This window comes from Acidobacteriota bacterium (genome assembly GCA_016184105.1).
Classification (GTDB): domain Bacteria; phylum Acidobacteriota; class Vicinamibacteria; order Vicinamibacterales; family 2-12-FULL-66-21; genus JACPDI01.
On record JACPDI010000018.1, the window covers coordinates 14705 to 36970 of the forward strand.

Consider the following 22266-nt stretch of genomic DNA (forward strand, 5'->3'; position numbering starts at 1 on the left):
GAGAAGGTTCTGCGGATTTTGCGGTGACTACCGCGCCAGCGCGAGGCCGACGCTGGTCAGCAGCACGGCCAGGACCGCCGCGGTCGTCAGCGCAAAAAACCAGTCACGCATGCGGACGTATTCGACGAGGGACACGCCGACGCGGAGAATCGGCGTGGCCATCAGGACGATCAGCCCCGATTGAAGCCAGGCATGCGCGTTCCGGCCCAGGAGTTCGAGAATCAGGCCGGCGGCGAGCACCGACGCGCTCACAATCAGCCCGATGACCAGCACGCGGCCGAGGAGATTCTCGAGGCGGAGGAGCGGTTCGGTGTCAGCCATCACTTGAGCAGGTACGACAGCGACACACCGGCGAGCACCGCGACCATCAGCGCCTTCAGCCATTTCGCGCGCGCGCGGGCCGAGATCGCGAAGCCGGCGCGCGAGCCCGCCAGCACGCCCAGCACGGTGGCGGCCGCCACGCTCTCGATGATGTAGCCGTGCGAGTAGTAGACGGGCACCGCGGCCACGGCGGTCACGCCAATCATCAGCGCGCTGGTGGCCGCGGCCGGCCGCATCGGCACGCCACACCACGCGTTCAGGGCAGGCACTTTCAGGATGCCGCCGCCGAGCCCGAGGAAGCTGGAGACGTTCCCGGCTGCGAACGACACCGCCAGGGCCACGGGCAATCGCTTCACGCGATAGGTCACCATCTGGCCGCTTTCCGCATCGTAGTATTGGCCGCCGAGCCGCCCCGGATCCGCCCCGGAATCGAGGATCACGTTGCGCGCGTCGAGGCGGCGGAGCATCACCACCGCGATGAGCGCGGTGACCACCGCGAAGATCACCTGCAGCGTCCGATCGCTCATCATCACCACGACGAGCCCGCCCGCGAGCCCGCCGGCGGCGGTGGCCACCTCGAGCAGCATGCCGAGCTTCAGGTTGATCAACTGCTTTCCTGCGGTACGCGCGGACACGGCGCTCGACGTGGCGATGACGGTCACGAGGCTCGTGGCCACCGCCTCCTTGAACGAGTAGCCGAGCCCCAGGTTGAGGAAGGGCACGAGAAACACGCCGCCGCCAATTCCGAGCAGGGCGCCGAAGCAGCCGGCGAGCGCGCCGGCAGCCATGACCAGGAGCAGTGCAACGAGCGGTGAGATCATCGCGAAGGGGCAGCCGTCATTGTCAGAGAGGCGTCGCGCAGGCCGGGCTCACGCCGGCGGTGCGCCGGCGGCGTGGGGCTTCAGCACCGCATACAGGGTCGACATGATCGGCGTCGGCACGCCGGCGCGCGCCCCCCGCCGAACCACGCTTCCCTGGAGCGCCTCCACCTCGATGCGCTTCCCCTGCGACAGATCGATCAGCAGCGATGCCCGCATCGTGCCGGGAAGCGCATCGGCGTACGCCTTGATTCGTTCCTCCATGTCGGCCGGGATGTCGACGCCTTCGGCGCGGCCGACCTCCACGACCTCCCCGACCGCCGCCTGGAACTGGCGGCGCGTGAAGTCGTCGCGCCAGATCGGGCCGAGCGGCAGCCGCGAGGCCCCGCTGAAACCGGCAAACGGGGCGAGGTAGCTGAACTTCTCCCACATCGCGACCCGCGCGTCCGCCACCGCCTCCGCCTGAATGTCCGCCTCCGCCATCACGTCGCAAAGCGCCAGCACGCGATCGGAGAGGCGCGGCGGATTGCCGAAGATCTCGCCGAACACGATACGCCGGTGTGTGCCGGTCTGCTCGATCAGCCCCGGCGCGGCAAGCGCGGTCGCAATGTAGGTCGGGCCGGCGATCACCTTGTCCCCGCCAACTCTCGCGGCAATCTCGTCCGGGCTGTCCACCCCGTTTTGCAGGGTAAGCACCACGGTCTCGCCGCCCACGAGCGCGTCGAGCAACGGCAGTGCGGACGCGTTGTCGTACGTCTTCACCGCGTACATGACGACGTCCACCGGCCCGACCCGCGCCGCGCTGTCGTCCGCCTCGGCGTGAACCGTGAAGTCCCCGAGCGGGCTGCGTACTTCCAGGCCACGCTCGCGGATGGCCTTCAGGTGCGCTCCGCGGGCGATGAACGACACGCGCTGCCCGGCGCGCGCCAGCCTGGCGCCGTAATACCCTCCAACCGCGCCGGATCCAATGATGGCAAAGTGCACGTTTCAATCCTCGAGGTCAGGCACCGGCGTGCGCCGCCAGTGCCAGTAGACGGGCAGCCCCAGCGCGAGCAGTCCAAGGCCGGCGAGCGACTGGAACGGCCGCTCGAGCAGCGTGTTGGTCACGAAGACGACCGAGCCCGCGACGAACACTGCGGGGACCCACGGATAGCCCAGCGTACGATACGGACGGGAGTGATCCGGCCTGAGCCGGCGGAGCCGGAACAGAGCGACACCGCCGAAGACGCTGAACAGCACCGACGAGAACATGACGTACGTGAACAATTGCTCGTACGTCCCGGACAGGGTCAGCAGCGTGGACCAGAGCGTCAGCCCGATGATGGCCACGTGCGGCGTGTGGTACCGGGGATGGACCTGCGCTGCGACCGGGAGGAACACGCCGTCGCGCGACATCGCGAACAGCAGCCGCGACCCGGCCAGCACCGCTGCCGCGTTGCAGCCGAACGTGGAGAGGACCACGGTGGCGGCGACAACGTCGGCGCCGCGCGCTCCGACGAGCGCGACGGCGGCCTTCTCGGCGATGCGCGTCACGCCGCGAATCTCGCCGAGCGGCAGGGCGAAGAAGTACGCGACGTTCACCGACAGGTACACGAGGGTGAGGAGCAGCACGCCGATCGAGAGCGCCAGCGGCACGTTGCGCCTGGGGTTCTCGATCTCGCCGGCCGCGTACGTGATGAAGTACCACGCTTCGTAGGTCCACAGCACGGCGATCATCGCGATGCCAAACGACGCGAGCGGCCGCGGAAAGGCGTCCGGCACGATCGGCGTGAGCTGCGGCGTGTGCGTGAAGGCGACGAGCGCGAGCAGCGGAAGCGCCGCGAGGCCGGCGATCTTCGCGGCGGTCAGCACCGCGTTGGTCATGTTCCCGCTGCGGACGCCCACGTAGTTGACGGCGCCGAGCGCCAGCACGGATGCGCCGGCGACGAGCTGCCCGGCCGACACCTCGATCGCCACTCCCCAGGGCGCGGCCGCAAACAGCGTGTGCCGTGGCGAGAGCGCCGGCACGAAATAACTGAGGTACTCGGCAAAGCCGACCGCAACCGCCGCGATGCCGCCGCTGATCACCACGAGAAGCGCCGTCCATCCGTACAGGAACGCGAGCAAGGGTCCGTATGCTTCGCGAAGGAACACGTAGACGCCGCCGGACCGCGGAAACATCGCGCCCATCTCGGCGTAGGTGAGACCACCCGTCAGCGCGAAGACGCCGCCGAGAACCCACGCGAGCAGCAGCAACGAGGTCGAGGGCAGGATCTCGGCCATCACCCCGGTGGTCAGGAAAATGCCGGACCCGACCACGCTGCCGACGACCAGGAGGATGGCGCTCGGCAGGCCAATGGCGCGGACGAGGCCCGAATCCGCCCGGCTGGTCATGGACGCCGCACTGTACCACATCAGCGAAAGGCTCCCTGGGCGGCGACTTCCTGGCGCGTGCGGATTTCACTTGTCCCACCGGGCCCGAGTCTTCATAATTCGCCGCTCAGCCGCGTACGTCCCGCAGCCGCAAGAGGAGCTCCCCCCATGCGCGCGATCTGTTTGTCCGTCGTCGCGTTGTGCGTCGCGGTGCCCGCCGCCCCCCAGGCTCCCGTCCCGAGCCGTAACGTGAACATGGTCAGCGTGGACCCGTACCTGCAGAAGCAGAACGAGCCCTCGATTGCCGTCTCCACACGCAATCCCTGCCACCTGCTCGCCGGCGCCAACGACTACCGGACCGTCAATCTCCCCGGCCTTCCCGACGACAGGGAAATCGGTGATGCCTGGGTGGGGCTCTACAAGTCGATCGACTGCGGGCAGACCTGGCTCGCGGAGTTGATGCCGGGGTATCCGCAGGATCAGACGGAGGCCGGCCTCGACGCGCCGGTGCACGGCTTCACCACCGCCGCGGATCCGTACGTGCGCGCGGGCGCTGCGGGGACCTTCTACTACTCGTTCATCGTGTTCAACCGCGGGACGAACAACGGCAAGCTGGCCGTCGCCCGATTCATCGACCGCAACAACCGCGAGGCGGGCGACACCTTCGCGTATCTCGGGCAGACGATCGTCGATCACGGCAGCTCGGGCCAGTTCATCGACAAGCCCGCGCTCGCCGTCGGCCTCGGCACGGGTACGTGCACGATTGACGGGCAGACCGTGCCGGCCACGAACGTGTACTCCGCGTGGTCGGTGTTCGTCGGCAACGACAACAACGTCCGCTCGAAGCTGTATTTCGCGCGCAGCAGCACCTGCGCGATCTCGCTCGACGGGCCCGCGGTCAAAATCAGCGAGGGCTTCGCGATCAACCAGGGCTCGGTCATCGGCGTGGACGAATCGAGCGGCGGCAGCCACATCTACGTGGCCTGGCGGCAGTTCTCGCCCGACAACGTGCTGCTGGCGAGGTCCACCGACGGCGGCCGCTCGTTCAGCAAGGGTGAGGTCGTCTCGTCGCTGGCCGACGTCCCGCTCTTCGAGCAGACCACATCGCCCGATACGTTCCGCACGCGCGCGTATCCCAGCGTCGTGGTGGACCAGGCCGGCACGCTGCACCTGTTCGTCGCGGCGCGCGTGGGCCCCCTCGGCCCCGGTTCCGCCCGCGACGCGCGCATCGTCCACACCAGCCTCGCCCGCGGTGCGACGACGTGGAGCCCGCTGCGGCAGGTCGAGCCGACCACGCATCGGGGCCATCAGATCATGCCGGCCGCGGCCCTCGCCGGCGGCAGGCTGAACGTGATCTGGTACGACCTGCGGGACGATGTGTCGGGCGTCCACAACGCGCAGATCAACGAGCTGGAGGCGATTCCGCTCCGCCACACGCTCGACGTGCGCGGCGCGCAGGCGACGCTGGTGCCAGGCCTGCCGCCGGTGTTTGCCACCTACGGGGTGCTGCAGCTCAGCGGATCGGACCGGCTGTCCCAGTACCCGCTCGGGAACTACCACGACACGCTCGGCAACCCCCGCAGCGGGCAGTTGCAGTTCAACAGGCCGAACATGCGGTTGTACGCCGGGGGCACGTGGCCGTTCATCGGGGACTACATCGATATCGGCGGGCTGCAATACCTGCAGGACCCCGGCGATCCGCTGCGCTGGTTCACGAACGCGTCGGATCCGCTCGCCGCCTTTCACGCGGTCTGGACCGACAACCGCGACGCGCGCGACGTGCCGGGGAACCCGGCGATCGTGCCCTACAGCGCGCCGGGCACGATTCCCGTCGAGAACTGCACGCCCGCGCTGAACGCCCAGGGGGTGTCGCGCAACGCGAACGTCTACACGTCGCGGATCGCACCGGGCATCGAGTTGATCCTGCCGGGCAACAGCAAGGCGGCGACCGGCATCCAGCGCGCCTTTTCGCTGCGCATCGCGAATCACACGACCGACTCGAGGCTCGTGCAGCTCACGCTGACGGCGCTGCAGGGCGCCTCGGCCTCGTTCCGCCAGCTCGATCCGTCGGTCCAGACCATCGAGGTGAACATCGGGCCGCGATCGTCGGCGGCGCGCACGGTGTACGTCGCATCCGCCACCGATCCGTACCCGCGCGTGATCGTGACCGCGGTGTCGCCGGGCCTCCCCGAGCTGCACGCGTCGGCGGTCATCAATCGCGACCGCGCGAATCCCGCGATCCAGAATCCGCTCGCGTCCCGCGCATCCACGTCCCCCATCGCAACCACGGAAGTGCACAACCCGGACATCCAGAACCCGGATATCCAGAGCCCCGATATTCAGAACCCGGATATCCAGAACCCCGAGATCAAGAACCCGGACATCCAGAACCCCGACATCCAGAATCCTGACATCCAGAACCCTGACATCCAGAACCCGGACGTCCAGAATCCGGATATTCAGAACCCGGATGTGCAGAACCCTGACATCCAGAACCCCGACATCCAGAACCCGGACATTCAGAACCCGGACATTCAGAACCCGGACATTCAGAACCCCGATATCCAGAACGGCAGCCTCACCGACGCGACCGTCGCGGTCACGAACACCGGCAACACGACATCGTCGTACCAGGTGGGCAGCAGCGTCAGCGGCGACACCGGGTCGTTCGTGTTTCAATTGATCGGCAGCCGGATCGTGCGGCGCCCCTCGAGCGAGGATTGCCGGCTCACGTTCGTGCGCGAGAACCAGATCCTCTTCAACGAACCGCTGCCCGACCTCAACGTCGCGTTTCCCGATCCGAATGACAGCAGCCGGAAGAATACGACGGTGCAGATCGCGCCCGGCGACACGGTGTATGTCACGTTGCGCGTGTACGATCCGGATCCCACCGACACGATCGCGTTCTGCCCGCCGGGGTCCGGCAACCCGACGTGCGCCGGACAGCCGCCGACGCACGGCGTGCAGTTCAAGGCGAGGGCGGCGGCCATCAACGTTGACACGAACGGGCTGACCGACGACGAACCGGCATCCGACGAGTCCGCGGTGCTCGCACCCGACCTGGTGATCGACGGGCCGCTGGCCGTGTCGCCCGCGACCATCGTCGCCGGCGACACGATCGCGATCGCGGGCGTGTCCGCCCGGAATGCGGGACAGGTGGTGGCGTCTGCCGACGGGGGCTTCGAACACACCTACTACGCGTCGCCGGATGCCACCGTCACTCCGGCGGACCGTTCCCTGCTGACGACGGACGGTGTCGGCCCCCTGGCGCCGGGCGCGACCGATCCCCTGGCGCGGTCGCTGATCACGCCCTCCGACCTCGCGAGCGGCACGTTCCATCTCGGGATCATCACCGACAGCGGCAACGATGTCGGAGAGAGCGACGAAGGGAACAATTCGATTGCCTCTGCCCCGATCACCGTCGTCGACAGGCCGGCAATCCTGACGGAGGCGCTGCCCGCGGGGCAGATCGGATCCCCGTACTCGCAGGCGCTGGCCGCCGGCGGCGGCGTGGGGGCGCTGACGTGGTCCTGGTCGGCGTCGCTGTGCAGGATCGAGTGCGGCTTCATTCCCGCGACCCCGCCGGGGTTGACGCTCGGCCCCGGGGGCGCGATCAGCGGCACGCCGACGGCGCCGGGCGCCTACGGATTCTTCGTCGGCGTCGCCGACTCCACGCCTGGCGCCGAGACGAACGAGCGCCATTCGGCCGTGGCCTTCTTCATCCTGGAGGTCCTGCCGACGCCGGCGGTCATCTTCGTTCAGCAACCGCCGGATCCCGTTTCTCCGGGCCAGACCTTCGCCGTCGCGGTCCGCGTGCAGGACTCGACGGGCGCTCCCATCCCCGGCGCGCAGGTCACGCTTCGCCTCGATGACAACGACCAGGGCGCCTCGATGATCCCGCCGAGCGCGTCCGCGATTGCCAACGTGGACGGGCAGGCGATGTTCTCGGGCATCGCGGTGGACTCGGCGGGCACGTTCCGCCTGCGCGCGACGGTGGAGTCGGTCGGGTACGCGACCGGCCTCGGTTTTTCCAGCGTCTTCCACCTGGTGAGTCTCACGTTCGTCGGCCCGGCGGGCGGTCCGGGCGGCACTCCGTTCGGGCCTTTCCTGTGTGAGGGCGGGTCGGTCGGGACGGCGCTGCGCGGGCGCGCCGGCGATGACATCGATCGCACCGAGCTGTGGTGCAGCACGCTCGACGGCACCTCGCTGGGCACTCCGGTGTTTGCCGGCGGCATTGGCGGAGACACCGGCGCCGTCTACGACATGACGTGCGATGCGGGCTTCGTCCTCAGCGGTGTGCACGGCGCCGCCGGCATCGTGACGTGGGGCGGCAACGTCGTCGACACGCTCGGCGTCACGTGCACCGGCCTCGCCTCCCCCGAGAGCTACAGGACACCGGCGGTCGGAACGGCGGCGCCGGGAACCGAGCCGTTCTCGCTCGATTGCCCGTCGGGCAGCCGGCTGGTGGGCGTCAGGGGGCGACAGGGCGCGCTGCTCGATCAGATCACGATCGCGTGCCGGTAAGGCTCAGCGCGCGCCGAGGCGCCGCCGCGCGTCGATGGTGATGGCGTCGGCCGCGGCCGGGGGTCGACGCGCGAGGAAGTCCGCCAGCGTCTTTGCCGCGCCCGGCTGGTTCAGCCCCGCCTGCGCGCGGGCGGTCCAGTAGAGCAGCGGCACGCGATAGCGGAACGTCGGCACGTCATCGAGGAACAGCGCGGAGAGCTCGCCGGCTCTTCGCGCGCACTGATCGAGTTCGACGAGCGCGCCGGCGAACTCGCCCGCCTCGACGTACGCCGCGCCGAGCGCGAATCTCACCAGCCACAGATCGGCGGTTTCCCGGGTCGCCCGCAGCGCGGCCACCGCGTCGCGCGCGCGCCCGCGCGCGCTCGCGAGGCGCGCGTGGATCACCTGACCCGCCGCCTGGTCCTGGCGCGAGAGGCGGGCTGAGAGTTCCTGCCCCAGCCTGGACGCCTCCGCGTCCCGGCCGAGCGCCATGAGAATCTCTGCCGCCGGCACCAGCACGCTGGGCGCATGCGGTGCCTTCAACGCGGCGGTCACGAGGGCCAACGCCTCCGCCTTTCGCCCGAGCGCCAGCTGCGCGTCGGCCATGGCCAGCTGCTTGGGCGCGGCGGCGGCCAGGCTCCGGCTGGCCAGATCCGCGGCGACGCCGGCCTGCAGGATGCGCACCGCATCCTCGTGCCGTCCTTCGTACATGGCGACATCGGCGAGCCCGATCGACGCGAGCGACGCGCCGCGCGCGCCGATCCCGCGCGCCGTTTCGTACGCCTGCTGTGCCGCCGCGGTCTTTCCGCGCGCCAGGCTGGCCATGGCGATGGCCAGGTACGCCTTGGGCGTATTCGGGTTCAGCTCGAGTGCGATCCGGGCCTCACGCTCCGCCGTGTCGAAGTCTCCCGCGTACATCGCGTAGAGCGCGTGGTTGTAGCGGTAGAGCACGCTGCGCGGGAACACGTCGATCACCCGCGCCCCCTCCTCGCGCGCTTTCTGGAAATTTCCGGTGTTGAAGTACGCGACCGCCAGGTTGTTGTGCGCCGCGCCATCGCCGGGATACTGCCGCACCAGATCCGAATAGGTCTGGATGGCCTGGTCGTAGTCCCCCTTCATCTGAACGAAGAACGCGCCGAGCGTTCGCAGCTTCTCGCGCTCGGTCATCTTCTCGGCGAGCGACGTCGCCTTGAGAAAGTGCTGCTCGGCGATCTCCGACTGCCCGAGCCGGGCCTCCACGCTCGCCAGGCCCGAGAATGCCCGGCCGAAATTCGGATCGAGCGCGATCGCGCGCCTGTAGTGGTGAATCGCTTCCTCATCGCGGCTCGCGTTCGAGAGTTCCTGCCCGAGCGAGTACTCGCGCGCCGCCTCGAGCGAGCCCGCGGTGAACGTCTCGCGCTGCGCCAGGTCGTTCGACTCCGCGGACGTGTCGCCGAGCGCCTTGCGCAACCGGACGGCGATGGTTCCGACCGCCTGGAGCACCTCCGACTTGCTTCCTGCCTCCACCTGCTGGGCCGCAATCTCCCTGGAGTTGTCCGCCGGGTCGATGGCTCTCACGGCGATCCGGTAGCCGGCACCGTTCCGTTCGATGAATCCGGCCAGCACGACCTTGACCCCCTCGCGACGCGCCACGAGTTGCGCGACCTGCTCGTTCAGGCGCGACCCGTCGCTTGCGATCTGCGCCGCCGCGCGCATCGCGTCTCGCCTCGGATACGCGGTCAGGAACGACGCGCCCTCGAGCCCGATTCCGAGCGCCTGCTCCACGGAGCCCTCGAACACCGCGTCGCTCGTGCGATTGTCGAAATCCGCGATGAGCACGGAGATCGGCTGCGGCTGGGGCACGGCGGCGGGTGCGACGCCGCGGAGGACCCACCAGGTAGCGCCGCCAACCGTCAGAGCGAGTGCCAGAGCGGCCGCCGCGAGCGCCGCCAGCGGCAGGCGCGCGCGCGGCGCCGTCACGAACTCTCCGTCCCGTTGAAATGCCTCGATGTCGTCGATCAGCTCGCGCACGTGCTGATACCGCTTTTCCGGATCGGGATCGAGCGCACGGGCGACGATGCGTTCGACTTCCGCCGGGATTTCGGGAGCCTTCGTGCGCAGCGCTGTGGGGGCCTGCTGCATCCGCTGCATCATCTCGTTCAGCGGCGTCGTCGCGGAGGCGAACCGCTGCCGGCCCGCGAGCAGGTCGTACGCGATCAGGCCGAGCGCGTAGATGTCGACGCGCTGATCGATGGCCTGGCCCAGCGCCTGCTCGGGCGCCATGTATTCGATCGTGCCGATGACCGACCCCACCGTCGTCAGCGCGAGCGTCGTGTCGCCGCCGACCGCGCGGGAGACGCCGAAGTCCATGATGACGGGGCGCCCTTCCGGATCGATCATCACGTTCTCGGGCTTGAGGTCGCGGTGCACCACGCCCGCCGCGTGCGCCGCATCCAGTCCCTCGCCGATCTGCCTGACGATGTCGAGCGTGGCGGTCACCGGCAGCCTGCCGGCGTCCGCGAGGACAGCCGCGAGATCGCGCCCCTCGAGGAAGGGCATCGAGATGTACTTGGTGCCTTGGATTTCACCGAGGTCGTGGATACGGACGACGTTGCGGTGCGTCACCTGCCGGGCGAGCAGCAGCTCGCGCTTGAAACGCCGTTCGACTTCCTCGCCAGCGACCTTATCGGAGAGGACTTCCGGGCGGATGACCTTGAGGGCGACGGGAATGTCGAGCGTCTGATCCCAGGCCTGGTAGACGACGCCCATGCCGCCGGCGCCCAACAACTTCAGGATGCGGTAGCGCGCGCCGAACTCCTGCCCGGGCGCCAACGGACCGTGGGGATTCGCAGCCGCGGGTCCATCGCCGCCGGAGACACCGGGCAACGGTGTGGCCAACGTGGTGGTGGCGACGGCGGCGCCTGGGATCGCCCGGCCGCACGTCCGACACCGATCCGATGGACCAGCGGAGGCGCTCCCGCAATAGGGGCAATTCATGACTGCGATGCGGCTTGAGAGGCGCCATTATGCCCTAATCGCCGCGGACGATCCGCAAAATCCGGTATTTGCCGGGGATACGTCCGGTGGGTTCGAGCAGCAGCAGGGCCGCCGGCTGCCCGACACCCAGCGGTCGCGCCACGTGCAGCTCATCGGGCAGGCGTACTTCCTGGCCCTCGGCCAGGTTCGGCGCAAAGATCGGCGCCACGACCTTCCCGCTCGCATCGATCTCCTCCAGGCCGGCGAACACTCGCAGGTCGCCGAGGTCCTCGATGCCCATGACGAGCGCCACGCGACGGCGCCCATCGACCATTCGAACACGACGTGTGGCGGTGATGCCGATGTCACCGGTGAAGGGCGCCACGCCGCTGCCGGTCACGATCGACGCGCGGCGAATGAGGGTGTGAAAGAGTCGCGAGTCGTTCTCGGGCAGCGACTCGTATCGCTGCGGGTCGGCCAGGTGCACACGCCCGGTTGCCAGGGCATCGAGCGCGGTCAGGATCGCGACGAAGTTCATGCGCACGAGCGCCGGATCGGGCTCCCGCGCGGAAAAGGGGCCGGTCTCGATCAGCACCACCGGCGTTCCCCAGAGCGTGATGTTGTCTCCGAACGCCCTGACCTCGAACTCATCGTCGTAACGGCCGATCTGCCCGGGCGCGAGAGGCTCGATCGCGTCGCGGATGATCGCGCAGGTCTTCTTGGTGAGCAGGCGCCCTTCGTTCTGCGTTCGCGCGGCATCGAACGCGACCGAGAGCAGGGAGATCGACGCCGGCTTCACGGGCGCGCGACCCACCGACGTGCGCCAGTTCTGGTTGTGCAGGTTGAATCCGATGCTCGGCTCGTACTCGTCGCGCACGTTCTTCAGCGCCCGCCCTTCGGGCGTCTGGAGCAGGAGCGCGTCGCGGTTGATGTCGATGCCCTGCGCGTTGCGGCGCTGGAAGCGCTCGGCGCCGTCGGGGTTGAGCATCGGGATCACGTGGAGGGTGAGGGTGTCGAGAATCCGCGCGGCGACCGGTTCGGTGCGGTGGCGGCGGAGGTACTCAAGGACGTCGAAGAGCGCGGCGGTCGCGGTCGGCTCGTCGCCGTGCATCTGCGACCAGAGCAGCACGCGGAACGCGCCGTCACCCGCCGTCACCAGGTTGATGGACCGTCCCTCGACGGATCTTCCGGCCTCGCGGACCGTGAAAAGGCCCGGCGCGTCCCGGCGAAGGGCCGCGAGACGGCTGACCACCTCGCGGTGATCGACAAGGGGCGTGAGCGGCGAGGATACGTGCTCGCGATCCCATACCGCGGCCAGCTCCTGCGGCGGGGGAGGAGCGGTCGCGGGCCGGTCCTGGGCGCGTGCGGGAGCTGGCGCGGCGGTCAGGGCAACGGCCAGCGCGGCCAGCCTCAGGTCTGCAGCGAACGCTGAATGAAGACTCATGGACATTGAAAGAACCGTCTCCTGTCATCCCTCCTCGAGATACCCTTCGTCCACCCGCCTGGCGCTCGCGCCCGCGAGCCGCGTGACGACATAGAGCGCGGCGCCCGCCGCGAGCGCGGCGACGCCGACCGATATCTGCCTGGGCGTCGCGAACGCGACGATACCAACTGACAGCAACGCGCCTGCCGCCGGGATGAGCGGCCCTCCCGGCGCGACGAACGCCGGCCGATTCACCACCCCCGCAAAGCGCGGCCGCCGCAAGGCGAGCGTGGCGGCACAGCTGACCGCATAGACGAACAACCGCGTGATCGCGCTGCCGATCGCCAGCGTGGTGAACGTCCCGCTCAGAGCGAGGGCGAGCGCCACCGCACCGGTGACGAGAATGGCGGTCGCCGGCGTGCGATAGCGGGGGTGCACCCAGGCGAACACCCCGGGGATGTCGCCGTGCTCGCCGAGCGCGAACAGGTTCCTCGATCCTGAAAGCGACTGGCCGAAGTTGTTGCCCGTCATCGCGAACACCGCGGCGGTGGTGATGAGCAGCGCGCCGCCGGCGCCGAGGAACGTGACCGCGGAATCCGCGAGCGCGGTCTTCGATCGCGCGAGATCGGGCAGCGTCGCGAGCGCGACCACCTGCGCGGCCGTCATGAGCAGCGTCACGAAGACGATCGTCATCATCATCGCGAACGGGATCGCGCGCCGCGGATCGCGCGTCTCGCCGCCGGTGACCGGCACCACCTCGTAGCCGCCGAAGGCAAAAATCAGCAGCACCGTCGCAGACGTGACACTGGCAAAGGCCGGCGGGCCCGACGGGATCAACCGCGACGCATCGATGAAAAAGAGCCCGATCGCGGCAAACAGCACGAGCGGGACGATCTTGCCGACGGTCAGCGCGTTGATGACCCGCGAGCTGAGCTTGATGCCGCGCAGGTTGACCCACGTGATGAGCGTGACCGTCGCGGTCATCAGCGCGGGACGTCCCGCCCCGGCCGCGAGCGCCGGCCAGTAAAAGGACAGCGAGTCCATCAGACCGTTGATGACCGAGGCCCAGCTCGCCGCGCGCGTGATCCACAGCATCCAGCCCACTTCGAACGACACGAACCGGCCAAACGCCGCGCGCGCATACAGGTACGGACCGCCGGTGCCCGTGAATCGGCTCCCGACCTCCGCGAACGAGAGCGCGATGAGCATGGACAGCCCGCCCACCCGCGGCCAGGAGCCATGGGCTCCAGGCGCCCACGGCCGCCGCGACCGCCGCGGGCATCAGGAACACGGCGCCGCCAATCACCTGGTTGACGCCGATCGCCGTCAGATCCCAGCGGCCGAGCTCCCGGCGGAGTTCCGCGTGGTCGGAAGCCTGAGGTTCTCGCTGATGCGACACGGCAGCGAGGGTTGTATCATGCGCAGTCGCAGGATGAAACCCTCATGAGCTCGGATGCCTCCATCCAGGTGAAGCCGCGCGACGTGCTGCCGCGCCACGCCCGCACGCTGCCCGCCGGGTATTACACCGACCAGGCCGTGCTCGCGCGGGAGATGCGACGCTTCTTTTTCCAGATGTGGATCTGCGCGGGGCGCGCCGCCGAGATCCCCGAACCCGGCGACTTCTTCGTGCGCGACGCGATGGGCGAAAGCATCGTGATCGCCCGCCGCGACGACGGCCGGGTGCGCGCCTTCTACAACACCTGCCGCCATCGCGGCACGAAGTACTGCGAGGAGCCGCACGGCCGCTTCACAGGACGGATCCAGTGCCCGTACCACCTGTGGACCTACCGGCTTGACGGCACGCTCGCCAACGCGCCGCACATGAGCGACGCGCCCGGCTTCAGAAAAGAGGACCACTCCCTCGGCCAGGTCGCGTGCGACACGTGGGACGGCCACGTGTTTCTGAACTTCAGCGCGGAGCCGCCGCCGCTCGCCTCGCAGCTCGCCACGCTCCCGGCGAAGTTCGCCCCCTGGCGGATGCAGGAGCTGCGGGTGGGCGCGCGCATGGACCTGCGCCCGGGACCGTACTCGAACCGGGAGGACCTGCTCTACGCGTTCGACCGGTGGATCGTTGAGGCGTTGGGCGATGAAATGAACGTGTCGATCATCGCGTCCATTGCGCGCTGGAGGTCCTTGCCGGAGTAGGACGCGGGATATCCGCTGTCCTTGGCGAGCACGCGATCGCGTGCGAGGCCCTCGAACGCGCCGATGAGGGAGGACCGGACGACCGCCACGGGCAGCGCCTGGCGCAGCTCGCCACGCCGGCGAGCCTGTCGGAGGAGCGAATCCAGCCGATCGACGAACTGGCGGAATCCGGCGCTGACGCCCAACCCGTGCGCGCGCACGCGCCTGCCCTCGAAAAGCATCAGCCGCTTCAAGTCGGGCTGCTCGTCGAACCGCGCCAGCACGAACCGCATGAGGGTGCGGACGGCCTGCACCGGGGATTCGGCCGCGAGGACGAGCGTCCCGATCTCGACGTTGAGGCGCCGCCAGGTCTCTTCGAAAATCGCGTCGAGCAGCCCCTCCTTGCTCCCGAAGTGCTTGATGAGCTGTGACTCCGACGTCCCGGCCTCGCGGGCGACCTGCGCGGTGGAGGTATGCGAGAACCCGTGCGTCGCGAACAGGTGCGTCGCCGCGCGCAGGATGCGCTCGTGGCTGGACCGGCTGGAGAACGGAGGAGGATGGGGGGAGGGCTGTGTCATGAAAAATCGACGGGCGCGTACTGTTCGCCGACACCCGCCGCCCCGGACGGCGGCCTGACAACCGCTTAGTAGTAATACTACTGTTCTCAGTAGTATTGCCAGTTCTATCGCGAGGCCGCGGCTGCGCCGGGCGGGCACGGACATTGAAGGGCGGGGCCGTCGCGCATGCGGCACCAGGCCCCACTGCCGGCCGTCCTCGGCATCCTCCTTCTCGCGGCCACCCCGCCGGCGGACGGCGCCTCCCCTGCTCGTCCTGAAGTCTTCACGCCCGCGACGTGCGATGCGGCGGAAACGGCCGCGCTTCGCCAGCCGGACGGCTCCGGGCCGTCGGTCTATCGCACGGACAAGGCGTTCGGCATCGTGCTGAACTACTACCGGTTCAAGCGCAAGCAGGCCGTGGCCGTGTCGCGCGAGGACGTCGGCGCGCCGCGCGACTCTCCGGCCGCGTGCAGCTGGTGGGCGAGGGGGAGCGCGTGACGCTCTACCGGCCGTACCTCTCGCAACGCACGTTCGACCTGATCGACGCAACCGTCTTCATCATTCGTGAGCCTGGAGGATCCTGCGATGAGAAGCTCGATGCGCACGTGCGGGCTGGCACTGGCCTGCCTCGCGGCCCTGGTCACCACGACGCCCGCACAGTCCGGCACTGACGGGCGCCTGGCCACGCCGGAAGGAGGTGGCCGCGCGAGCGCGACCTGGACGCGCGGGCCGTACGCCGCGGCGGCCAACCCCACGCCGCAGGTTGGCGGTGTCCTCGCCAGCTGCGTCGAGGGCGTCACGTGCGCCACGATCCCCTTCAGCATCGACCTGCCCGCCGACTACTGGACGCGTCATCAAGGCACGCTGTCGGTCACGGTGACCTGGCCCGATCACCAGATCGTCGCGGGACAGGACGCCGTGTACAACGACTTCGACGTCTATCTGTACGACGCCGACGGGCGCGAGGTCACGCACGCGGCGACGGGAGACCAGCCGGAACTGCTCACCGTGGAGAACCCTGCACCCGGGGCCTACACGCTGGTGGTGTATCTCTTCTCCATCGTCGACGAAGGCTTCACGGCTGCGGCGGCGCTGCAGTCGACCGCGGGGACCGTTCCACAGCCGGCGGACGATGAGAGCGCGATCCGATTCAGCCCGGCCGTGACGTTGCGCGCGCCCGCGTCGGGGCGTGACGGCGAGCCCAGTACCGCGATCGATCAGGACGGCCGATGGTACGTCAGCGCGATTCGCGGCGTGCCGGCGGGCTCCGACATGTGGATCATCACGGATCCCGCGGGCCAGGGCTTCAAGTGGCTTGGCCGTCCCGACACGTTCCGCGTCCAGGATCCGCAGACCGGAGAGTTCCGTGAGCCGACGGCATCCGACGGCGGCGGCGACAGCGACATCGCGCTCACCCAGCCCGCGCCCGGCGCCATCCCGCGCGTCTACATGAGCAGCCTCGCGGCGGCCACCGTGAGTTCGGCCGTCTCGGAGGACACGGGCAAGACCTGGCTGCTGAATCCATCCGCCACGCTGGCCACGACCGAAGATCGGCAGTGGAACATCGCGTCGGGCGAAGACTACGCGGCGATCTGGGTGCGCGAGCCGATCACCGGTCCGGGCTTCTACCTGTATCAGTCGATCGACGGTGGAAAGACGTATCCGTTTGTCGCGCTCGCACACCCGAACAACGGGACCGGTGGGCAGCCGGTGATGAATCACACCACGGGGACGGTGTACGGCGTGATTTCATCGGGCAGCAACCTGATCTTCGTGAAAGGGCGGCGCGGGCTGGGCGGCGTGGTGCAGACCTTTACGAGCAAGACGATCAGCACGGGCTTCTCTCACGGCAACCTGTTTCCTCTGATCAAGGTGGATCGCGCCGGCAATCTGTACGTCGCGTGGAGCGACACGAAGGCGGTCTATTACCGCTGCTCCACGGACGACGGGGACACATGGAGCGCGCCGGTTCGCGTCAGCCGCGCGGGAGGAACCGCAGTGATGCCGGCAATGGCCGTCGGCGACCCGGGGCGCCTCGCGTTTGCCTGGTACGGGTCGACAGCCGCGACCGCCACCGACAGCCAGGCGGACTGGTATCTCTGGTTCGCGCAGACGCCGGACGGGTGGGTCGCCATCGCATTCACGGACGACCACAACGACTTCGACGGGCACACCTACATCACGCGTCAGATCGGCGGCCCGTCCTTGTATGGCGACGCCCGGCCCAGGAAGATCAGGATCCCGAAGAGCGGCAAGACCGCGCAGCCCGGGCCGGAGGTGATCGACTTCGCCGGTGACGCTGAGACGCCTCCATCCACCTCCGTGCCTGCTCCGGCCCACGACATCTTGTTGCCACGACGGATCTCGACGTGGACGGGGGCAACCCCGCATTCCTGTACGGCACGGCCGGGCGCCTGAACAGCGGGGCAATCAGCGACAGCCGGAAAGGGGCCGCCGACAGCGGAACGATGACGACGGGAGAAGCTGGCGTGATCCAGATCCGCATCGATCTCGCGAAGCTGGGAAATCCTGCGGCAGGCACCCGGCTGCACGGGACGATGGGCCGCGCGCGCGCCGCGGTGGACAACTCGCGCTTCATTCTCGACCGCACGCGGGGCGGGACGGGGTTTCTGTTGAAATAGAACCCTAGTGGCCCGGCGGCGTGCGGGTCTTCCGCGGCGGGTTGTAGAACGGCGTCTTCACAATGCGCGCGCCGACGAGGTGTCGCACCGCTTCCACGGTCACCTCGACCTCGGCGCGCGCTCCTTCGCGCGCGTGCGCCGCGTCGATCGTCGCCAGCGCGATCATCTTCTTCAGCACGGGCGACCAGGTCGTCGACGTCGCCTTGCCGACCTGACGGCCGCCGGCCATCACCGGCACCGCGACACGCGAGGCGATCGACGAAACGGCGGGCGGGAGGCCCACCTTCTCGTGGATCGCCTCGACCTCGGACCAGTTCAGTTCCAGCCCGACGATCCGGCGCGCCGTGCCGCTCGCCTGTTCGGCGGCAATCGCCGCCTGTCCGACGAACGGCGCCTTGTCGAGCGCCACGAGCCGCTCGAAACCCATCTCGAAAGGCGTGTACATCTGGGCGGGGATCATCGCCTTTCGGCAGCTGAAGAAGTCCACCTCGATCAGCAGCAGCCCCGCTTCGATGCGGGCGACATCGAGCGCCAGCATGCCCGCCGGGCGGATCTCGAAGGCGCGCCCCGCGCGCATGAGGGCGTCCCACACCTTCAGCGCGTCGGCCCACGCGACCCAGATCTCGTAGCCGAGGTCTCCCGTGTAGCCGGTCCGCGAGATGTCCACCGGCACGCCGGCAATGCGCCCCCTGGTCACGCGGAAGTACTTGAGGGACTCGATGTCGGCCTCGGCCACCGCGCGCAGCACGCCCGCCGACGTCGGGCCCTGGAGCGCGAGCGCGGCGACTTCCTCGGAGATGTCTTCGATCTGCACGTCGAGGCCGACGGCGTTCCGGGAAAACCAGCGGAGGCTCGGGTCCGCTGCCGTCCAGCGATAGCGCTGCTCCTCCAGCCTCGACACCGTCCCGTCGTCGATGACCTTGCCGCGCTCGTCGCACCACGGCGTGTAGTACACCTGGCCGACGGCCATCTTGCGCGCGTCGCGCGTGATCACGCGGTCCACCAGGCGCGTGGCGTCGCGGCCGGTGACGATGTACTTGTAGAGCGGCGTGATATCGATCAGCGCCGCCGCGTTGCGGATTGCGTTGTATTCGTGCTCGTGGTGCGATTCGTACGCGCTGACCGCGTAATACCCGGACCACTCCCGATAGTTGAGGCTCTCGCAGAGCGGCAGCGTGCGTTCGTGGAAGGCGGTGCCGACGGGCATGGGGCGGAATTATAGCCGCGCCGGCCGCGTTCGGATAGAATGGCCCCCGCCGCCATGCGCTCCGTGCCCCATCTGCTCGTCCACGCCCGCCTCCTCGGCACCGCCACGCTCGCGGCCGGACTCTGATCCGCCGGCTTCGAACCCGCTCGGCAGAACCATTCGGCAGAACCACCCGGGCAGAACCATTCGGCAGAACCTATGAAGTACGACGCGATCGTCATCGGCGGCGGCCACAACGGTCTCATCACGGCGGCGTACCTCGCGCGTGCCGGACGGAAGGTCGTCGTGCTCGAACGGCGTCACGTGCTCGGCGGTGCGGCCGTCACGGAAGAAGTCTTCCCCGGCTTCAAATTCTCCGTCTGCTCGTACGTCGTCTCGTTGCTGCGGCCTGAGATCATCAGGGAGCTGGATCTGCCGCGCCACGGCTTCGAGCTGTTGCCGCTGGACGGGACGTTCACCCCCATGCCGAACGGCGACTACCTGTGGCGCATGAACGATCACGCGCGGACGCGCCGCGAGATCGCCCGCCACTCGCGTCTCGATGCCGAAGCCTACGAGGAATACGGCAAGGCGATGATCGAGCAGGGGCGGTTCGTCAAGCCGGTCCTCGGCATGACGCCGCCCGATCCGACATCTCCCGGCTTTCGAGGCGCCCGCGCGCTGGCCGGACTGCTGAACCGCTTTCGCGGGCTGTCGTACGAGGACCGGTACAACCAGGTCCAGCTGATGACGATGAGCGCCGTCGATTTCCTCGACCAGTGGTTCGAGACCGACGTGCTGAAGGCCACGATGTCGGCGTCGGGCATCATCGGGACGTTTCTCGGCGTGCGCTCGCCGGGCACGGCGTACGTGCTGCTGCACCACTACATGGGGGAGATCGACGGCGCCTTCCGTGCGTGGGGGCTGTCGCGCGGCGGAACCGGCGCCGTGTCGCTGGCGATTGCCGCCGCGGCGCGTGAGGCCGGCGCCGAAATCCGCACCGAGGCCCCCGTGTCGACGATCATCGTCCGCAACCGTCGCGCCACCGGCGTCGCGCTCGAGAACGGAGACGAGCTTCACGCGGGCATGGTCGCGTCCAGCGTGGATCCGAGGCGCACCTTCTTCGGGCTGGTCGGCGAGCGCGAGCTGCCGGCCGAATTCGCCGATGACGTGCGGCGTTACAAGTACCGCGGATCATCGGGCAAGGTGAACCTCGCGCTCGACGCGCTTCCGAGCTTCACCGCGATGCCCGGCGAAGGACCGCACCTGCGCGGAGCTGTGTCGATCTCGCCAAGCGTCGACTACATGGAACGCGCGTACGACGACGCGAAGTACGGGCGCTATTCGCGCAAGCCGTACGTGGACATCGTCATTCCGAGCCTGACGGATCCCTCCGTGGCGCCCCCAGGAAAGCACGTGATGTCCTGCTTCGTGCAGTACGCGCCGTACCACCTGAAGGAAGGCACTTGGGACGAGAAGCGCGAGGAGTTCGGCGACGCGGTGGTCAACGCGATCGCCGAGCACGCGCCGAATTTCAAGGACATCATCCTGCACCGCCAGGTGCTCACGCCGCTCGACATGGAACGCGAGTTCGGCCTGACCGAAGGCAACATCTTCCAGGGGGAGCTCTCGCTCGAACAGCTGTTCTTCCTGCGCCCGGCCCCCGGCTGGGCGCACTACACGACGCCCATCAGGAACTTGTACATTTGCGGCTCCGGTGCCCACCCCGGCGGAGGCATCATGGGCGCGCCGGGACGCAACGCGGCGATGGCGATGCTGGGTAGGAGGTGATGACCAAACGCATCGTCATCATCGGCGCCGGGCACAACGGGCTGGTCACCGCCTTCTATCTGGCGAAAGCGGGTCTGCGTCCCCTGGTGCTTGAGCGGAGGGCCGTCGTCGGAGGCGCGGCCACCACGGAGGAAATCGCCGGCGGGGTGCCGGGACCAGGATTGGCGCACACGCTCGGCCCGCTGCGGCGATCGATCGTGCGGGATATGAAGCTGGCCGAGCGCGGCGTGCGCTTCATCGACCCGGATCCCGCGACGGTGGCGCTCGCGCCCGACGGGCGGCGCGTGTCGTTCTATCGGGATCCCGCCAGAACACGGACATCGATCGAACCGCTGTCGGCGCGCGATGGGGAACGGTATCCGGCATTTGCGGCGACGCTCGACCGGATTGGAGGTGTGCTGCGCGGGTTGCTCGAGATGGCGCCTCCCGATGTGGACGAACCCGGCACGCGCGATTTGTGGAAGCTCGTCTCGGCGGGGCGCCGATTCAGGGCGCTGCCAAAGCAGGACGCCTTCCGGCTCTTGCGCTGGATGCCGATGGCGGTGGCGGACCTCGTAGCCGAGTTCTTCGAGCACGATCTCGTGCAGGCCGCGATCGCCGCACGGGCGCTCCAGGGAACGAACCTCGGCCCGTGGTCCGCGGCAACCGGCGCGCTGCTGCTCCTGCACGCCGCCTCCGATCCGCTGCCGGCCGGGTCGAGCGTGACCGCGGAGGGCGGACCCGGCGCGGTGACGCAGGCGATGGCGAAGGCCGCGGCCGAGGCGGGCGCGGAAATCCGGGTGGGCGCCCCTGTGGCGCGCATCGAGGCGGACCGCAACGGCGTCGCGGCCGTGCGCCTCGAGTCCGGCGAGGTCATCTCCGCGAGCGCCATCATCTCCAACGCCGATCCGAAGCAGACGTTCCTGCGGCTGGTCGATCCCACCGTGCTCGATCCCGGGTTCGTCGCGCGCATTGGCAATTACCGCTCGCGCGGCACGACCGCGAAGATGAACCTCGTGCTGAATGCTCCGCCCGTGTTCACCGCGCTCGGCGGCGAGGCGTCGCTGCTGGCGGCGCGGCTGCACATCGGTCCGGGAATCGATTACATCGAGCGCGCGTTCGATGCGTCGAAGTACGGGCGATGGTCGGAGCGGCCGTGGCTGGACGTCCGCGTGCCGACCGCCGGGGACCCGGCGCTCGCCAGCCATGGCATGCACGTCGTCTCGGTGGTGGCGCACTTCGCGCCGTACGCGCTGCGCGAGGGAGACTGGACGGTTTCGGCGGAGCCGTTCGGCGCCGCCGTGCTGCGTACGCTGGACGAATATGCGCCGGGTCTCTCGTCCACCGTCGTCGCGCGGCAGCTGTTCACGCCGAGCGATCTCGAGGAGCGCTGGGCCCTGACGGGCGGGCACATCCACCACGGGGAGCCTGGACTTGATCAACTATTCTTCATGCGCCCCGTCATGGGCTGGGCGCGCTACCGCACGCCCGTGAGGGGCCTGTACCTGTGCGGCGCCGGCACGCATCCCGGCCTGGGCTTGACCGGCGGCTCCGGCCAGAACGCCGCGCGCGAAATCCTCATAGACCTGAAATAAGTGGGACAGTCACACTTCCG

16 protein-coding genes are annotated in these 22266 nt (G+C 68.9%); 7 read left to right on the plus strand and 9 right to left on the minus strand.

Annotated features, from left to right (window positions below; genetic code table 11):
- Window positions 1-27 precede the first annotated feature (27 nt).
- The 4 genes from HYU53_06955 to HYU53_06970 are packed head-to-tail and all read right to left on the minus strand — an operon-like array spanning window position 28 to window position 3512.
- Window positions 28-321, minus strand: coding sequence for a DUF1634 domain-containing protein (locus HYU53_06955; GenBank protein ID MBI2220933.1), 294 nt, complete (start codon window positions 319-321; stop codon window positions 28-30).
- Window positions 321-1142: a sulfite exporter TauE/SafE family protein gene (locus HYU53_06960; protein MBI2220934.1), complete on the minus strand. Its 822-nt coding sequence runs from the start codon at window positions 1140-1142 to the stop codon at window positions 321-323. Before HYU53_06960 ends, HYU53_06955 begins: the two co-directional genes overlap by 1 nt.
- 48 nt (window positions 1143-1190) lie before the next feature.
- Window positions 1191-2123, minus strand: coding sequence for a 2-dehydropantoate 2-reductase (locus HYU53_06965; protein ID MBI2220935.1), 933 nt, complete (start codon window positions 2121-2123; stop codon window positions 1191-1193).
- Window positions 2124-2126: 3 nt separating this feature from the next.
- A complete protein-coding gene (locus tag HYU53_06970) occupies window positions 2127-3512 on the minus strand; it encodes an amino acid permease (GenBank protein MBI2220936.1) in 1386 nt (461 codons plus the stop codon).
- Window positions 3513-3659: 147 nt separating this feature from the next.
- Between HYU53_06970 and HYU53_06975 the strand changes: the two genes are divergently transcribed.
- Complete coding sequence (locus HYU53_06975; GenBank protein MBI2220937.1) at window positions 3660-8015, plus strand: hypothetical protein; 4356 nt, start codon at window positions 3660-3662, stop codon at window positions 8013-8015.
- A 3-nt stretch (window positions 8016-8018) separates the two neighbouring features.
- Here HYU53_06975 and HYU53_06980 read toward each other — a convergent pair whose 3' ends face one another.
- The 3 genes from HYU53_06980 to HYU53_06990 all read right to left on the minus strand — a co-directional run bounded on the left by HYU53_06980 (window position 8019) and on the right by HYU53_06990 (window position 13581).
- A complete protein-coding gene (locus tag HYU53_06980) occupies window positions 8019-10805 on the minus strand; it encodes a protein kinase (GenBank protein ID MBI2220938.1) in 2787 nt (928 codons plus the stop codon).
- A 199-nt stretch (window positions 10806-11004) separates the two neighbouring features.
- Entirely contained in the window at window positions 11005-12393 is a 1389-nt protein-coding gene (locus tag HYU53_06985; protein MBI2220939.1) for a peptidase M14, read from the minus strand.
- A gap of 24 nt (window positions 12394-12417) precedes the next feature.
- Entirely contained in the window at window positions 12418-13581 is a 1164-nt protein-coding gene (locus HYU53_06990; protein MBI2220940.1) for an amino acid permease, read from the minus strand.
- A gap of 234 nt (window positions 13582-13815) precedes the next feature.
- On the opposite strand from HYU53_06990, the gene HYU53_06995 reads away from it, so the two are divergent.
- A complete protein-coding gene (locus HYU53_06995) occupies window positions 13816-14517 on the plus strand; it encodes an aromatic ring-hydroxylating dioxygenase subunit alpha (GenBank protein ID MBI2220941.1) in 702 nt (233 codons plus the stop codon).
- Here the strand turns inward: HYU53_06995 and HYU53_07000 are convergent.
- On the minus strand, window positions 14421-15074 hold the full coding sequence (locus HYU53_07000; protein MBI2220942.1) for a TetR/AcrR family transcriptional regulator: 654 nt from the start codon (window positions 15072-15074) through the stop codon (window positions 14421-14423). The two genes, HYU53_06995 and HYU53_07000, sit on opposite strands and share 97 nt — an antisense overlap.
- 165 nt (window positions 15075-15239) lie before the next feature.
- On the opposite strand from HYU53_07000, the gene HYU53_07005 reads away from it, so the two are divergent.
- The 3 genes from HYU53_07005 (at window position 15240) to HYU53_07015 (ending at window position 17695) form a co-directional block, all read left to right on the plus strand.
- The gene (locus tag HYU53_07005; protein MBI2220943.1) at window positions 15240-15551 is read left to right on the plus strand and encodes a hypothetical protein; all 312 of its coding nucleotides are present in this window, start codon (window positions 15240-15242) and stop codon (window positions 15549-15551) included.
- An 87-nt stretch (window positions 15552-15638) separates the two neighbouring features.
- Window positions 15639-17471 carry a hypothetical protein gene (locus tag HYU53_07010; protein MBI2220944.1) on the plus strand — a complete coding sequence of 611 codons (1833 nt, stop codon included), beginning with the start codon at window positions 15639-15641 and terminating at the stop codon, window positions 17469-17471.
- Window positions 17423-17695, plus strand: coding sequence for a hypothetical protein (locus tag HYU53_07015; protein MBI2220945.1), 273 nt, complete (start codon window positions 17423-17425; stop codon window positions 17693-17695). Before HYU53_07010 ends, HYU53_07015 begins: the two co-directional genes overlap by 49 nt.
- Window positions 17696-17699: 4 nt before the next feature.
- Here the strand turns inward: HYU53_07015 and HYU53_07020 are convergent, their stop codons facing one another.
- Window positions 17700-18902, minus strand: coding sequence for an aminomethyl transferase family protein (locus HYU53_07020; protein MBI2220946.1), 1203 nt, complete (start codon window positions 18900-18902; stop codon window positions 17700-17702).
- A 198-nt stretch (window positions 18903-19100) separates the two neighbouring features.
- Between HYU53_07020 and HYU53_07025 the strand changes: the two genes are divergently transcribed.
- Window positions 19101-20672, plus strand: coding sequence for an NAD(P)/FAD-dependent oxidoreductase (locus HYU53_07025; protein MBI2220947.1), 1572 nt, complete (start codon window positions 19101-19103; stop codon window positions 20670-20672).
- Window positions 20672-22246 carry an NAD(P)/FAD-dependent oxidoreductase gene (locus tag HYU53_07030; GenBank protein MBI2220948.1) on the plus strand — a complete coding sequence of 525 codons (1575 nt, stop codon included), beginning with the start codon at window positions 20672-20674 and terminating at the stop codon, window positions 22244-22246. Before HYU53_07025 ends, HYU53_07030 begins: the two co-directional genes overlap by 1 nt.
- Window positions 22247-22266: the final 20 nt, after the last annotated feature.

Coding starts and splice junctions, on each gene's coding strand:
- HYU53_06985 (MBI2220939.1), bottom strand. CDS start 12,393: ATGAGTCTTCATTCAGCGTTCGCTGCAGACCTGAGGCTGGCCGCGCTG.
- HYU53_06955 (MBI2220933.1), bottom strand. CDS start 321: ATGGCTGACACCGAACCGCTCCTCCGCCTCGAGAATCTCCTCGGCCGC.
- HYU53_06960 (MBI2220934.1), bottom strand. CDS start 1,142: ATGATCTCACCGCTCGTTGCACTGCTCCTGGTCATGGCTGCCGGCGCG.
- HYU53_07025 (MBI2220947.1), top strand. CDS start 19,101: ATGAAGTACGACGCGATCGTCATCGGCGGCGGCCACAACGGTCTCATC.
- HYU53_07020 (MBI2220946.1), bottom strand. CDS start 18,902: ATGCCCGTCGGCACCGCCTTCCACGAACGCACGCTGCCGCTCTGCGAG.
- HYU53_06995 (MBI2220941.1), top strand. CDS start 13,816: ATGAGCTCGGATGCCTCCATCCAGGTGAAGCCGCGCGACGTGCTGCCG.
- HYU53_06990 (MBI2220940.1), bottom strand. CDS start 13,581: ATGCTCATCGCGCTCTCGTTCGCGGAGGTCGGGAGCCGATTCACGGGC.
- HYU53_06975 (MBI2220937.1), top strand. CDS start 3,660: ATGCGCGCGATCTGTTTGTCCGTCGTCGCGTTGTGCGTCGCGGTGCCC.
- HYU53_07000 (MBI2220942.1), bottom strand. CDS start 15,074: ATGACACAGCCCTCCCCCCATCCTCCTCCGTTCTCCAGCCGGTCCAGC.
- HYU53_07005 (MBI2220943.1), top strand. CDS start 15,240: ATGCGGCACCAGGCCCCACTGCCGGCCGTCCTCGGCATCCTCCTTCTC.
- HYU53_06970 (MBI2220936.1), bottom strand. CDS start 3,512: ATGACCAGCCGGGCGGATTCGGGCCTCGTCCGCGCCATTGGCCTGCCG.
- HYU53_07030 (MBI2220948.1), top strand. CDS start 20,672: ATGACCAAACGCATCGTCATCATCGGCGCCGGGCACAACGGGCTGGTC.
- HYU53_07010 (MBI2220944.1), top strand. CDS start 15,639: ATGAGAAGCTCGATGCGCACGTGCGGGCTGGCACTGGCCTGCCTCGCG.